Source organism: Mycobacteriales bacterium, assembly GCA_035995165.1.
Lineage (GTDB): Bacteria > Actinomycetota > Actinomycetes > Mycobacteriales > CADCTP01 > CADCTP01.
In genome coordinates, this window is sequence record DASYKU010000032.1 from 1 (window position 1) to 13,148 (window position 13,148).

The 13,148-nt window shown below is 75.4% G+C and carries 12 protein-coding genes and 2 pseudogenes; 3 read left to right on the plus strand and 11 right to left on the minus strand.

The features are described 5' to 3' along the window. The 3 genes and pseudogenes from VGP36_05900 to VGP36_05910 all read right to left on the minus strand — a co-directional run bounded on the left by VGP36_05900 (nucleotide 1) and on the right by VGP36_05910 (nucleotide 1,789). Nucleotides 1–140 (minus strand): annotated as a pseudogene (locus VGP36_05900) (LuxR C-terminal-related transcriptional regulator). Then, nucleotides 79–978, minus strand: a pseudogene (locus VGP36_05905) (histidine kinase dimerization/phosphoacceptor domain-containing protein). Before VGP36_05905 ends, VGP36_05900 begins: the two co-directional pseudogenes overlap by 62 nt. Before the next feature lie 175 nt (nucleotides 979–1,153). Further along, nucleotides 1,154–1,789 carry a hypothetical protein gene (locus VGP36_05910; protein ID HEV7654257.1) on the minus strand — a complete coding sequence of 212 codons (636 nt, stop codon included), beginning with the start codon at nucleotides 1,787–1,789 and terminating at the stop codon, nucleotides 1,154–1,156. 64 nt (nucleotides 1,790–1,853) lie between these two features. Between VGP36_05910 and VGP36_05915 the strand changes: the two genes are divergently transcribed. Continuing rightward, nucleotides 1,854–2,015 carry a hypothetical protein gene (locus VGP36_05915; protein HEV7654258.1) on the plus strand — a complete coding sequence of 54 codons (162 nt, stop codon included), beginning with the start codon at nucleotides 1,854–1,856 and terminating at the stop codon, nucleotides 2,013–2,015. Nucleotides 2,016–2,068: 53 nt separating this feature from the next. On the opposite strand, the gene VGP36_05920 is transcribed toward VGP36_05915, so the two are convergent. Next, nucleotides 2,069–3,265, minus strand: coding sequence for a sigma-70 family RNA polymerase sigma factor (locus VGP36_05920; GenBank protein ID HEV7654259.1), 1,197 nt, complete (start codon nucleotides 3,263–3,265; stop codon nucleotides 2,069–2,071). Continuing rightward, nucleotides 3,262–3,627, minus strand: a complete 366-nt coding sequence (locus VGP36_05925) for a YciI family protein (protein HEV7654260.1) — start codon at nucleotides 3,625–3,627, stop codon at nucleotides 3,262–3,264. Before VGP36_05925 ends, VGP36_05920 begins: the two co-directional genes overlap by 4 nt. A 210-nt stretch (nucleotides 3,628–3,837) precedes the next feature. On the opposite strand from VGP36_05925, the gene VGP36_05930 reads away from it, so the two are divergent. Then, nucleotides 3,838–4,395, plus strand: a complete 558-nt coding sequence (locus VGP36_05930) for an alpha/beta fold hydrolase (protein ID HEV7654261.1) — start codon at nucleotides 3,838–3,840, stop codon at nucleotides 4,393–4,395. Here the strand turns inward: VGP36_05930 and deoC are convergent. After that, nucleotides 4,377–5,324 carry a deoxyribose-phosphate aldolase gene (deoC, locus tag VGP36_05935; GenBank protein HEV7654262.1) on the minus strand — a complete coding sequence of 316 codons (948 nt, stop codon included), beginning with the start codon at nucleotides 5,322–5,324 and terminating at the stop codon, nucleotides 4,377–4,379. The two genes, VGP36_05930 and deoC, sit on opposite strands and share 19 nt — an antisense overlap. Next, nucleotides 5,321–6,490, minus strand: a complete 1,170-nt coding sequence (locus VGP36_05940) for a geranylgeranyl reductase family protein (GenBank protein HEV7654263.1) — start codon at nucleotides 6,488–6,490, stop codon at nucleotides 5,321–5,323. Before VGP36_05940 ends, deoC begins: the two co-directional genes overlap by 4 nt. A gap of 40 nt (nucleotides 6,491–6,530) precedes the next feature. Between VGP36_05940 and upp the strand changes: the two genes are divergently transcribed. Further along, nucleotides 6,531–7,154, plus strand: a complete 624-nt coding sequence (upp, locus tag VGP36_05945) for a uracil phosphoribosyltransferase (GenBank protein ID HEV7654264.1) — start codon at nucleotides 6,531–6,533, stop codon at nucleotides 7,152–7,154. 89 nt (nucleotides 7,155–7,243) lie between these two features. Here the strand turns inward: upp and VGP36_05950 are convergent, their stop codons facing one another. The 4 genes from VGP36_05950 to VGP36_05965 all read right to left on the minus strand — a co-directional run. Then, nucleotides 7,244–8,821 carry a phospho-sugar mutase gene (locus tag VGP36_05950; GenBank protein HEV7654265.1) on the minus strand — a complete coding sequence of 526 codons (1,578 nt, stop codon included), beginning with the start codon at nucleotides 8,819–8,821 and terminating at the stop codon, nucleotides 7,244–7,246. Between the two features lie 70 nt (nucleotides 8,822–8,891). Next, nucleotides 8,892–9,749: an NAD(P)-dependent oxidoreductase gene (locus VGP36_05955; GenBank protein HEV7654266.1), complete on the minus strand. Its 858-nt coding sequence runs from the start codon at nucleotides 9,747–9,749 to the stop codon at nucleotides 8,892–8,894. A gap of 2 nt (nucleotides 9,750–9,751) precedes the next feature. Further along, nucleotides 9,752–10,558 carry a purine-nucleoside phosphorylase gene (locus tag VGP36_05960; GenBank protein ID HEV7654267.1) on the minus strand — a complete coding sequence of 269 codons (807 nt, stop codon included), beginning with the start codon at nucleotides 10,556–10,558 and terminating at the stop codon, nucleotides 9,752–9,754. A 29-nt stretch (nucleotides 10,559–10,587) separates the two neighbouring features. Continuing rightward, a partial coding sequence (locus VGP36_05965) for a protein kinase (GenBank protein HEV7654268.1) occupies nucleotides 10,588–13,148 on the minus strand: 2,561 nt, incomplete at its 5' end.

A 13,148-nucleotide genomic window follows, 5' to 3' on the forward strand; every position in this document is an offset into this window, starting at 1 on the left:
CAGCGCAGCAGGCCGTGCTGGTACGCGTAGGCGACGGCCTGGGCCCGGTCGCGGGCGTCGATCTTGGTCAGCAGGTGGTTGACGTGCGTCTTCACGGTGGCCTCGCTGATGACCAGGCGGTCCGCGATCTCGGTGTTCGACGTCGTCGCGCAGCATCCCGATCGCCCGCCGGGCCTCTTCCAGGCCGCTCTTGCCCAGCCGGTGGGCCCGGTCGATCGTGCCCGGCAGCCGCGGGTCGGCCGGGTCCTCGGCGGCCATCATCCGGGCGCCCTCCAGCTGGAGCATCAGTCCGGACAGGCTGTGCGCGAGCACGTCGTGCATCTCCCGGGCCAGCCGCTGCCGCTCGGCCATCCCGGCCGCCCGGGCCTGCGCGGCCTGGCTCTCCCGCAGCTCGACCAGCAGCCGCTCGGCCTGCTGGTTGGCCTCGCCCAGCCGGAACGCCAGATACATCATCCCGTAGAAGGCGCCGATCGCGGCGAGGGTGGAGAGGTTGCCGAAGTCGGCGCCGGTGACCGCCGGGGTCACCTCGAGGATCAGGAACACCGCCACCAGCCCCGGCACCGCGAAGCGCACCGACACCAGCCGGGCGATGCAGAGCGCGGCCAGCAGGACGCCGGCCGAGCCCGGCCCGTTGGGCTGGAACCACATCAGGGTCAGCGAGCTCACCGCGATCCCGGTGACGAACGTGAGGTGCGTAGGGTTCGGGGTGGCCTCGGTGGCGTTGCGGCCGAGCACGGCGACCGGGAACGCGAACAGCACGATCGAGACGACCAGCCCGGCGCCGCTGAGCCCGGGGCGCTGGTCGGCCCGGAACCCGGCCACGACGTACACGGTCAGCAGCAGCGGGGCCAGGCGGTTGAGCCACCGTACGAGCCTGAGCTGGGACGCCCGGGCCGCGCGCAGCCGGGCCAGGGTCGGCCCGGTCGCCTCGTCCACGCTCACGTCGCCGACCCTACGACGGGTGATCGGGGGCGGCATCGATCGCTGGGTGGAGACGGGGTTCCACCCGGCCGGCGATGTGCGGGGTGGCCTCGCGGCCGCAGGCTTCTCCCATGATTCTGCAGCAGCAGCGGCCGGTGGCCGCCTTCCGTACCGTCACCCGCCTCGTCGGCGGCTACCTCGCCGGCGCCGCCAGATACCTGTGAGACGCGCCCTAGCCCTCCACTGTGGACGCGGTCAGGAGCACGGCGGGTTCGTCGGTCCCGGGCCAGGTGCCGCGCAGGTCGTACTGCGCCTCGGCCGGGACCGGGCTGTCCAGCCGGCGGCGGACGGTCAGCGTGACCGGTCCCGCCTCCAGAACCGTCGCGGTCGCGGTGTCCGACCGGGTGATCGCGTCGAGAGCCGGCACGGCGGTCCCGGCGGATCCGCTGCCGGCGACGCGGACCGTGGGCGGCCGGATCCGGATGCCGTCGCTGTGGTGGTATTCCAGCTCGGCTTCGTGCCCGCCGGTGAGCACGGCCGTCACCATCGCCCGGACGCAGACCGGGTCGGCGCACCCGTCGTACGCCCAGCGCGGCCCGAGCACCGAATGCTCCATCGTCGCGACGAGCGCGTCCTCGGCGCCGGCCAGCGGCGCGGCCCGATAGGTCAGCGGCACCTGCAGCAGCCGCCCGTCGCCGGTCCGGATCAGCAGCGTCTCGATGCCGACGGCGCCGTCGGGGTCGTCGAAGCGGTATCCGCCGAGCGAGGCCAGCCCGTCGGCGCCGCCGCCCCACACCTGTCGCGGCACCCAGGCCGCCAGGGCCTCGATCTTGGACGGGCTGAGCTCGGCTTGATGGATCACGGCCACGGGGGAACGCTACGCGACCACCGTCACAGCGCTGTCGATGACCCGGGCCCTAGACTGGAGCGCGATGAGCACCTTCGGCAAGGCTTCCCCGGTCGAGACGACGTACCTGCCGCTGGTGCGGTGTGCGGTCTGCTCGAAGACGGTCGCGCACCGCCCCGGCGAGGCGAGCGCCGTGCTCACCAAGCACTACCGGCAGGCCCACCCCGAGCTGGTCGGGGCCGAATAACCGTCCACTTCGGACGGACGGTCGCGGGAGGCCGGCGCGCCGGCGGTTTCCGGTCAACCCAGCCGCGCGGCGCGGGACTCGAGGTAGCGCCGCTCCGGCAGCGAGGTGGTCCTGCGGGCCGCCAGCCGGTACGCCGCCCCGGCCTCGGCATCCGACCCGGCCCGCTCCAGCAGATGGGCGCGGACGGCGGCCAGCCGGTGGTGCCCGGCCAGCTCGGGCAGGTCGTCCAGCAGCGCCAGGCCGGCCTCCGGCCCGTCCACCATCGCGACCGCGACGGCCGAGTTGAGCGTGACCATCGGGTTCGGCGCGACCTCGGCCAGCAGCCGGTAGAGCGCGACGACCTGCGGCCAGTCGGTGTCCTCGTCGCGCGCCGCCTCCGCGTGCGTGGCCGCGATCGCCGCCTGCAGCTGGTACGGGCCGAGCCGCCGGGTCGTCGCCAGCGTCTGTTCGACCAGCGCGACCCCCTCGGCGATGAGGGCCCGGTCCCAGCATTCGCGGTCCTGCTCGGACAGCGGTACGAGCCGCCCGTCCGCGTCGGTCCGGGCCGCGCGGCGCGAGTCGGTGAGCAGCATGAGCGCGAGCAGCCCGGCGATCTCGGGGTCCTTCGGCAGCTGGTCGCGCAGCAGCCGGGTCAGCCGGATCGCCTCCGCGGTCAGCTCGGCGCGCTGCAGGTCCGGGCCGGAGGAGGCGGCGTACCCCTCGTTGAAGACGAGGTAGAGCACCTGCTCGACCACCCGCAGCCGGTCCGGGAGCACGTCCGGCGGCGGCAGCACGAACCGGTCGCCGCGGATGGCCTTCTTGGCCCGGCTGATCCGCTGGGCCATCGTCGGCTCCGGGACCAGGAACGCGGCCGCGATCTCGGCCGTGGTCAGCCCGCCGACGGCGCGCAGGGTGAGCGCGAGCTGCGACGGGGCCGAGAGCGCGGGGTGGCAGCAGAGCAGGAGCAGCGTGAGGGTGTCGTCGGCGGCCGGGGCCTCGGCCGGGTCCGGCTCCTGGCGGGCGGCGGTCACCTCCCGGCGGCGGCGGGCGCTCTCCGACCGCCAGCCGTCGGTCAGCCGTCGCGTCGCGACGGTCAGCAACCACCCCCGCGGATTCCCCGGCGGGACGGTCCAGGCGGTCGCCGCCTCCAGGAGGGCGTCCTGGACCGCGTCCTCGCAGGCGTCGAACTGCCCGTACCGGCGGGCGAGCACGCCGAGGACCTGCGGCGCCAGCTCGCGCAGCAGGTCCTCGACGGCCCGGTCGGCGCTCACATCTCCAGCCCGGCGTCCTCCATGACCGCCCGCACCTCGACCCCGCCGTACGCGGCCTCCGGCATCATCGCCGCGATCTCCGCCGCCCGCTCCGGCGTCTCCGCGTCGACCACGTAGAAACCGGCCAGGTACTCCTTGGCCTCCAGGTACGGCCCGTCGGTCACCACCGGCGCGGCCGCGACCGGCGTCCGCACGACCCGGGCCTGGGACGGGTCGGTCAGCGCGGCGAACCCGACCAGCTCCCCGGTCTCCTTCAGCGCGGCCTGGAACGGCACGTGCGCGCCGACCATCGCGTCGAGCTCCTCGGCCGGGAGCGTCTCGAACAGGGCCGGGTTGTTGTGGATGATCAACAAGTACTTCATCGCCGTCTCCTCTCGCCGCCGCCCCGGACGGGCACCGGCGCCCCCTGGTCGGAGCCGACGACGCTACCTCGACATCCGGTGTCGAGAATTCGGGATCGACTCCGACCAGGGGCAGAATCCGCCGGGCACTCGAAGGAGAACGACGATGCAGACGATCACCTCCGCCGACGGCCCCCCCTCGCGGTCGACCAGGTCGGCTCCGGGCCCGCGGTGGTCCTGGTCGGCGGCGCCTTCAACGACCGCGGCACGGTCGCCGGGCTGGCCGCGGCGCTGGCCCCGGACCGGACCGGCTGGACGTACGACCGGCGCGGCCGGGGCGGCAGTGGACCGCTGGGTCCGTGGCCCGGTCCCGAGGAGGCCGCCCGGCGCGAGATCGAGGACCTGGCCGCGGTGGTCGCCGCCGCCGGCGACGACGTCGCCGTGATCGGGCACTCCTCCGGGGCGATCCTGGCCTTGGAGGCCGCGGTCGCGGGGATCGCCGGGTCGCCGGACTACCCGGGAATGCTCGCGCTCGCGCCGACCCTCGCGTACGACGCCGCGATCTGCGGTCCGGGCGCGGCGCTGGATCCCGCCCGGCTGGCCCGGATCGCCGAGCCGGCGCTGGTGCTGGACGGCGGCTACTGCCCGGAGTGGATGCGGGCCGGCGCGGTCGCGGCGGCCAAGGCGATCCCGGGCGCGATCTACGAGACCGTGCCGGGCGAGGACCACGCGATCCTGCAGCGGCCGGAGGTCTTCGCCGCCGCGCTGCGTCAGTCCAGCGTGACGTAGTCCGGGCCGGAGTACGCCCCGGTGCGCTCCTTCTGCCGCTGCAGGATCAGGTCGTTGAGCAGGCTGGACGCCCCGAACCGGAACAGGTCCGGGTCCAGCCACTCTGGCCCGGCGACCTCGTTGACCTGCACCAGGTAACGCACGGCCTCCTTGGCCGTCCGGATCCCGCCGGCCAGCTTGACCCCGCGGCGCTCGCCGGTGGCCAGCGCGTAGTCGCGGACCGCCTCCAGCATCACCAGCGAGACGGGCGGGGTCGCGGCGGGCGACACCTTGCCGGTCGAGGTCTTGATCACGTGCCCGCCGGCGATCAGCGCCAGCCAGGACGCCCGCCGGACGTTGTCCAGGGTCGCCAGCTCGCCGGTCTCCAGGATGACCTTGAGGTGGGCGGCGCCGCAGGCCTCCCGGATCGCCACGATCTCGTCGTACACCTGCAGGTAGCGGCCGGAGAGGAAGGCGCCGCGGTCGATGACCATGTCGATCTCGTCCGCGCCGGTCGCGACGGCGTCGCGGACGTCGTCGAGCTTGACCGCCAGGCTGGCCCGCCCGGACGGGAAGGCGGTGGCGACGCTGGCGACCTTCACCGTCGACCCGGCCAGCTCGGTCTTCGCGATCCCGACCAGGTCGGGATAGATGCAGATCGCGGCGACCGGCGGCGTGCTGGGATCAGTGGGGTCGGGGTGGCGGCCCTTGGCGCACAGCGCCCGGACCTTGCCCGCGGTGTCGGCACCTTCCAGCGTGGTGAGGTCGACGCAGCGGATCGCCAGGTCCAACGCGTACCGCTTCGAGGCCTTCTTGATGCTCCGGGTCGCCAGCGCGGCCGCCCGGGCCTCGGCGCCGACCTGGTCCACCCCCGGCAGTCCGTGCAGGAACCGGCGCAGCGTCGCGTCGTCCCGCACCACATCCCCGTACGCCTCGACGATCCCGGTCATGCTGCCGAGCCTATGCGCTCGCCGCCGCGGGCCCAGGCCTTGACCACCGACCAGGCCAGCGGGAGCGGGACCGTGCCGGAGCCGAGGCCGACGTCGACGAGCAGGTCGAAGACGTCGCCGCGGCGGGCCGCGGTCGCGATCGCCGCGTCCATGAACCGGGACGACTGCGACGCCCGGGCCAGCACGTCGGTGGTGCGCAGGTGGTTGCCGAGCGCCTCCTTCAGCCCGAACCGGTACGCGCCGAGCGGGTTCGAGGGCGCGCCGACCGCCGCAGTCCCGGCCAGCCGGCCGGACACCAGCGCGTAGTAGATGCCCTCGCCGGTGAGCGGGTTGATCAGGCTGGCCGCGTCGCCGGCCAGCAGCACCCGCCCGCGCCCGGGGGTGGCCGGGCGACCGGTCGACAACGGCAGGTGGTGGGCCAGCAGGTCGCGACCGGTGAGGTCGGGCAACAATGCCTTGAGCCGGCCGTGCAGCACCTGCCGGCCGGGGCCCTCGGCCGCGTGCAGCTTGGGCAGCAGCATGCCGAAGCCGATGTTCGCGGTCCCGTCGCCAATCGGGAACGACCAGGCGTACGCGGGCCAGCCCTGCTTCTGCATCGCGATGAACTGGGCGCCGTCGGCCCGCTCGCTGTCCGGCGGCAGGTCGGCGTACCCGCGGACGGCGATCGCGGTGTGCTTCTCCTTGCCGGCCGGGATGCCGAGCAGCTTCCGGATGCCGGAGTTGGCACCGTCCGCGGCGACGACGGCCTTGGCCTCGATCCCGTCGACGGTGACGGTCCCGGCGGACTGGGTGATCTCGCGCACCCGGTGCTTGCGCACCTCGACCCCGGCGGCCCGGGCGGCGTCGACCAGCCGGGCGTCGAAGACCTTGCGCGGCACCACGTGGTTGGGCCGGGCCGCGTACGCGGAGACGGTCGCGCCGCCGGGGGAGATCACCGACAGCTTCGTGCTCGGCGTGTAGTCGGCGATGAGGTCCGGCACGCCCAGCTTGGCCAGCACGTCCCGGCCGTGCGCGGCGATGCCGTCCCCGCAGGCCTTGTCCCGCGGGAAGTCGGCCCGATCCAGCAGCAGCACCCGTGCGTCCGGCTTGCGCAGCCGGGCGGCCAGCGCCGCCGCCGATCCGGCCGGGCCGCCGCCGACCACCACCAGGTCCCAGGTCTCGTCCACGGATACGAGCCTGCCACGGGAGCCGATACTGTGCCGGTCTGTGCAGACCCTCGTCGTGGACCACCCGCTCGCCGCCGCCCGGCTGACCACCCTCCGCGATGAGCGGACGGACAACACCGGCTTCCGGGTCGCGCTCAAGGAACTGGCGACCATGCTGGTCTACGAGGCGACCCGCAACCTCCCGACCGAGCCGGTCCCGGTGACCACGCCGGTCGGACCCGCGGTCGGCGCGCGCCCGGCCAACCCGCCGCTGCTGGTCCCGGTGCTGCGGGCCGGGCTGGGGATGGCCGAGGCCGCGCTCGGGCTGCTGCCCGAGGCCCAGATGGGCTTCGTCGGGCTGGCCCGGGACGAGGTGACGTTCGCGCCCCGGGCGTACCTGGAGTCGCTGCCGGCGTCGCTGGCCGGGCGGCCGGTGATCGTGCTCGACCCGATGCTCGCCACCGGCGGCTCGCTGCTGCACTGCTGCCGGCTGCTGACCGACCGCGGCTGCGAGGACATCACCGTGGTCTGCGTGCTGGTCGCGCCGGAGGGCCGGCGGGCGCTGGAGGACAGCGGGCTGCCGCTGACCCTGGTCACCGCGTCGATCGACGAGCGGCTGAACGACAAGGCGTACATCGTGCCGGGGCTCGGCGACGCCGGCGACCGCCAGTTCGGCGCCGTCTAGAGACGCGCCGCGCTCGGCCCGCAGCCGGGCGCCGGGGTCCCGCCCGCGGTCGCGCTTCGGCGACGGTCGGGCCCGGTGGCGCCGGGGCCCTAGACCCGGAGGCGGGGGGCGAGCTCGGTGCGGAGGCGGTCGAGGTCGGCGGTCGCGGTCGCCCGGTCCGCCACCACCACCTCCAGGTACGCCTTGAGCTTCGGCTCGGTCCCGCTCGGCCGGACCACCACCCGGACCCCGTCCGCGCTCAGCCGCAGCACGTCCGCCTCCGGCCGCAGGTCCTCCGCGGTCGCCGCCCGGCCCAGCAGCGTCCCCGGCGGGTCGGCCCGCAGCGCCGTCATCAGCTCCCCGATCAGGCCGAGGTCCGCGACCCGCACCGAGACCTGCGTCGTCGCGTGCACGCCGAACTCGGCCGCCAGCTCGTCCAGCCGGTCGCCCAGCGTCCGGCCCTCGGCCTTCAGCGCCGCCGCCAGGTCGGTGACCAGCAGCGCGGCCGAGATCCCGTCCTTGTCCAGGACCGCGTCCGGCAGCACGCAGTAGCCGAGCGCCTCCTCGTAGCCGAAGGTCAGGTCGGGCGCGGCCCGCACGATCCACTTGAAGCCGGTCAGCGTCTCCCCGAACGGCACCCCGCGGGCGGCGCAGAGCTTGGACAGCAGCGAGGACGACACGATCGTCGTCGCGTACGTCCCGGTGCGGCCGGTCCGGATCAGGTGGTCGGCCAGCAGGATGCCGAGCTCGTCGCCGGTCAGTGTCCGCCAGCCGGTGTCGTCCGGGACCGCGACCGCGCAGCGGTCCGCGTCCGGGTCGCTGGCCAGCAGCAGCTCGGCGCCGGTCCGCTCGGCCAGCTCCAGGGCCAGGTCGAGCGCGCCGGGCTCCTCCGGGTTCGGGAACGGCACGGTCGGGAAGTCCGGGTCCGGCGTGGCCTGCTCGGACACCTGCACCGGCGGCTCGAACCCGGCCCGGAGGAAGGCCTCGTGCACGACGGCCCCGCCGACGCCGTGCAGTGCGGTGTGGACAGTCCTGATGCGACGGTGCGACGTCCGGGGCACGGCTGCGACGGCGTCCAGGTAGGACTCGAGGATCTCGTCGCCGAGAACCGTGTACCCGTAGGACATCGGGACCGTCGACAGTGGACCGACGGCCGCGGTCGCCGCCTCGATCCCGGCGTCCGCCGGCGGCACGATCTGGGCCCCGTCGGCCGAGTAGACCTTGTACCCGTTGTCCTGCGGGGGATTGTGGCTCGCCGTCACCATCACCCCGGCGGCCGCGCCCAGCCGGCGGACCGCGTACGCCAGCACGGGCGTGGGTAGCGGGCCCGGCAGCAGTCGTGCGTCCAGTCCGGCGCCGGCCAGCACCGCGGCGGAGTCGGCGGCGAACTCGGCGCTGCCGTGCCGGGCGTCGTACCCGATCACCACCGGTCCCGGCACCTCGGCCCGCTTGAGCCAGCCGGCCAGCCCGGCCGCGGTGCGGCGGACCACGGCCCGGTTCATCCCGTTCGGCCCGGCCCGCAGCGGTCCGCGCAGCCCGGCGGTGCCGAACTCCAGCCGGCCGGCGAACCGGTCCGCGACCGCGGCCTCGTCGCCGTCGTCGAGCAGCGCCCGCAGCTCGTCCCGGGTGGCCGGATCGGGATCCTCGGCCAGCCAGCGCTCGGCCGCGTCCTGCAGGTCCCCGTTCACCGCTGCAGTATCGCCCGCCGCACCCCGCCCCCGATCACTCGCCCCGCCGGGCGGCGACCCTCGGGCCCGATCAGCCGCCCTGGCCGAGGCGGGGTTCGTCGAAGGCCGGTCCGGCGAACCCGCCGCCGACGCGGGCCCACTCCGGGTCGGACCGGTCCGGGTCGTCCTCGGCGCCGGGGATCCGGTCGGCGTAGTCCTCGGCGTCGTCGACGGAGAGGTAGCCCAGCGCCCGGGCCGGGGCCAGGTCCCACCAGGCCCGGGTGTTGGCCGAGATCCCGTACACGACCGAGAACGTCACGTCCGGGGCGGTGAGCGCGGCCGCGATGAGCCGGACCCCGTCGGCCGGGCTGATCCAGGTGGACAGCTCCCGGACCGACTCCGGGTACTGCTTCCAGGAGCCGATGCGCAGGCAGACGACCTCCAGGCCGTAGCGGTCGACCAGCAGGCTGCCGAGGGCCTCGCCGAAGACCTTGCTCACCCCGTAGTACGTGTCCGGCCGCGGCGGCACGTCGACCGTGGCCAGCGCGCTGCGCGGGGTGTAGCCGACGGCGTGGTTGCTGGAGGCGTAGACGATCCGGCCGACGCCCTCCTGGCGGGCGGCGTCGAAGACGTTGAACGTGCCCTCGATGTTGGATTCGAGGATCTCCGCGAACGTCGACTCGGTCGCGATCCCGGCCAGGTGCACGACGGCCTCGACCCCGGCCGCCGCGGCCCGGACCGCCGCGGCGTCCCGGACGTCGGCCACCACCGGCGGGTCGGCCAGCCCGTCGACGCCGTCCAGCGGCACCCGGTCCAGACCCCGGACCTTCCAGCCCCGGGCGGCCAGCCCGGCGCAGGTGATCACGCCGATCCGACCGGCCGCGCCGGTGACCAGGACCTTGCGGCCCGCGCCCGGTCTGGCCTGCGGGTGTGCGCCGAACTCGGCCATCGTCAGAGCCCTTCGATCACGGTGCCGAGCAGGGTGCCCATCCGGGTCGCGGCGGCGGCCCCGGCGGCGAGGACCTCCTCGTGGTTGAGCGGCTCGCCGGTCATCCCGGCGGCCAGGTTCGTCACCAGCGAGACGCCGAGCACCTCGACGCCCTCGGCCCGGGCCGCGATCGCCTCCAGCGCGGTGGACATGCCGACCAGGTCCGCGCCGAGCCCGCGCAGCATCCGGATCTCTGCCGGGGTCTCGAAGTGCGGACCGGGCAGCGCCGCGTACACGCCCTCCTCCAGGCTCGGGTCGCCCGCGCGGGCCAGCGCCCGCAGCCGCGGCGAGTAGAGGTCGGTGAGGTCGACGAACCGGGCCCCGACCAGGGGCGAGCGCGCGGTGAGGTTGAGGTGGTCGGAGATCAGCACCGGCTGGCCGGGGTGCATCCCCTCGCGCAGGCCGCCGGCCGCGTTGGTGAGCACGACCGTGCCGCAGCCGGCCGCCGCGGCGACCCGGACGCCGTGCGCCACGGCGGCGGTGCCGCGGCCCTCGTACAGGTGGGTGCGGCCGAGGAAGACCAGCGTGCGCCGGGAGCCGAGGGTGAGCGACCGGACCGTGCCGCCGTGGCCTTCCGCGGTCGGGGCCGCGAAGCCGGGCAGGTCCGCGACCGGCAGCTCGGCGTCGGGGCGGCCCAGCGCGTCCGCGGCCGGGGCCCAGCCGGAGCCGAGCACCACCGCGACGTCGTGCCGGTCGGCACCGGTGGCGGCGGCGAGCCGCTTGGCCGCGGCGGTCGCGTCCTCGGCGGTGGGGCGTACGAGATCGGTCACGGCGACCGACCCTAAAGCATCGGAGCCCGTCAGCTCGTGCGGAAGGTGTCGGCCGCGACCTGGAAGACGTCCTTGCTCTTGTCCCAGTTGGCGGCCGGCGTCGACAGGTACAGCCCGTACGTCCGGTCGCCGCTGACGATGCCGCGGTAGAGCACGTGCCGCGGCACCCCGTCGAGGGTGAACGTGAACTCCCAGTCGGCCGCGTCCAGGCCGCGGTAGTCGACCCGCGCCAGCTTCACCCGCTGGTACTGCTGGTACGACGGGTTGGCCGCGAACTGCTTCTCGGCCGCGCCCAGCTGGCTGAACGCCGACGCGGTGTTGTCCACGGTGATCAGCCGCAGGAACCGGGTGGAGTTCTGCTCCTTGATGTCGACGACGCCGTTGCGTTGCGCCTGGGACGGCCAGCCGGTCGGGACGGCCACGCTGAAGCCGGAGCCGGCGTACTGGGTGTAGCCGGACGGGATCGTGGCCGGGCCCAGCGAGGCGCTCGTGGTCGGGTTCCCGGCCTGATCGTCGCCGCCTCCGCCGCCGCGCATGCTGGTGAGGAGCAGCGCACCGCCGACGACCACGACGGCGATGAGCGCGATGACGATGAGGAGCGCGGCCAGGCTGCGCTTGCGCCGGTCGGCCCGGGGGCGCTCGCCCTGGAAGTCCAGCGGCGAGGCCGGGGTGTGGGCCCGGAACGCACGGGCCGGCTGCTGCTCGGCCGAGGTGCCCTGCGGGCGGCCGAACGGCAGCGGCGCGATCATCTGGGTCGGCAGCTCGGACTCGGCCGTGGTCCCGCTTCCGTACGCCCCGTACGCGGGCGGGCGGGGCGCGGCCGGCGGGCGGCGGGTCGGCACCGGGATCGTGACCGTGGGTTCGGAGTCGATGTCCGGCCGGGGGCCGGTGACCGGCTCGTCGGCGATGTCCCCGGCGTGCTGGCCGTCGTCCACCGGAGCAACGGCCCGCCCGATGAGCGGCGCGTCCGCCGGCGGGCCCCCGGCCCGCGAGCCCGCCGCCCGCGAGGCCGCCGCCTCCGCCGGACCACCGGCCCGGGAGGTCGACGCGTTCGCGGGTGAGACCGACGCGGGCGGCGGGGCGGTCGCCGCGGCGCTCGGTTCGGGCGGCAGGCCCAGGTCGGTCCGGGTGTCGCCGTCGAAGTCGTCCTCGACGAGATCCGGGTCGGCGACGTCCGGGTCGAGCAGGTCGGCGTCGTCGGCCAGCGCCTCCCGGCCCTGCTCGGCCACCGGCGTGCTCGCGACCGACTCCTCGGCCGGCGGCATCTCGACCGGCCCCAGCTCGACCGGCGCCAGTTCCTCCGGAACCTCGTCCGCCTCGTCCGCCCGCCCGGAGTCCGGCAGAACGGAGTCCGGCAGGACGGAGTCCGGCAGAACGGAGTCCGGCAGAACGGAGTCCGCCCGCCCGGAGTCCGGCAGGACGGGGTCCGGCCGCCCGGCGTCCCGAGTCCGCGCGTCCCGCGGTCCGGCGTCGGGCGCAGCGGGCGCGGAAGCAGCGGGCGCAGCGGGCGCAGCGGGCGCGGGAGCGGTCGGTCCGGCCTGCTCGGCGGCCGCCGGCTGGACCGCCGGCGTCGAGGGCGCCTCGACCGAGTCCTCAGCCGCCTCGCCCGACCGCCGCAACGCCACCGCCCCGGCACCAGCCGCGGCCGCAGCCCCGGCAGGAACCCCGGCGGCGGCACCGTTCCGGCCCGCGTCACGCGCGGCCGCGGCGGCCGGCGCGGCGGACGTACCGCCGCCGTTTCCGGGCGCCCCGTCGCGCGGCTCACCCTGCCGGTAGACCGGGACGAGCAGGTCGGCCAACGCCGGCCCGGACGGCGCCGGGGGAGCGGGCGCCGGTTCGGGACCGGGCGCCGGTGTCCGGCCCAGCGACGGCGAGGAGACCGCGCGCGGCCCCGCCGGCGGCGCCTCGGTGTCGTTCCCGCCCCGCAGCACGTCCAGCAGCGCCCGCCGCGCCTCCACCGGCTTGGCCCGCTTGAGCGGGTCCTTCTCCAGCATCGCGTCCAGCGCCGGGATCAACGCCCCCGCCCGGACGTACGGCGTCGGCGGATCCTGCACGACCTTGGCCAACGTCTCCATCGCGTCGCCGCCGGAGAACGGCGCGCGGCCCTCGACCGACGCGTACAGCGTGGCGCCGAGACCCCAGAGGTCGGCCGGCGCACCCGCCTCCTGACCCTTGATGATCTCCGGCGCTATGTAGGACGGCGAGCCCACCAGCAGCCCGGTCCCGGTGATCGTGTCGTCGCCGACGGCCCGGGCGATGCCGAAGTCGGTGAGCTTCACCCGGCCGTCGTCGAGCAGCAGGATGTTGCCGGGCTTGATGTCGCGATGCACGATGTCGGCGTCGTGCGCCGCCTCGAGCGCGCCGAGCACGGCCAGCCCGATCGTCGCCACCCTGGCCACGGGCAACGGTCCGTCCTGGGCGAGCACCTCACCGAGACTGCGGGCGCGCAACAGCTCCATGACGATCCAAGGCCGGTCGTCGCTGTCCAGCACGTCGTACAGCGTCACCACGTTGGGATGGCTGAGCCCGGCGATGGCACGCGCCTCGCGCAGCGTGCGGCGGCAGGCGATCTCGTGCTCGGCGGGCGGCA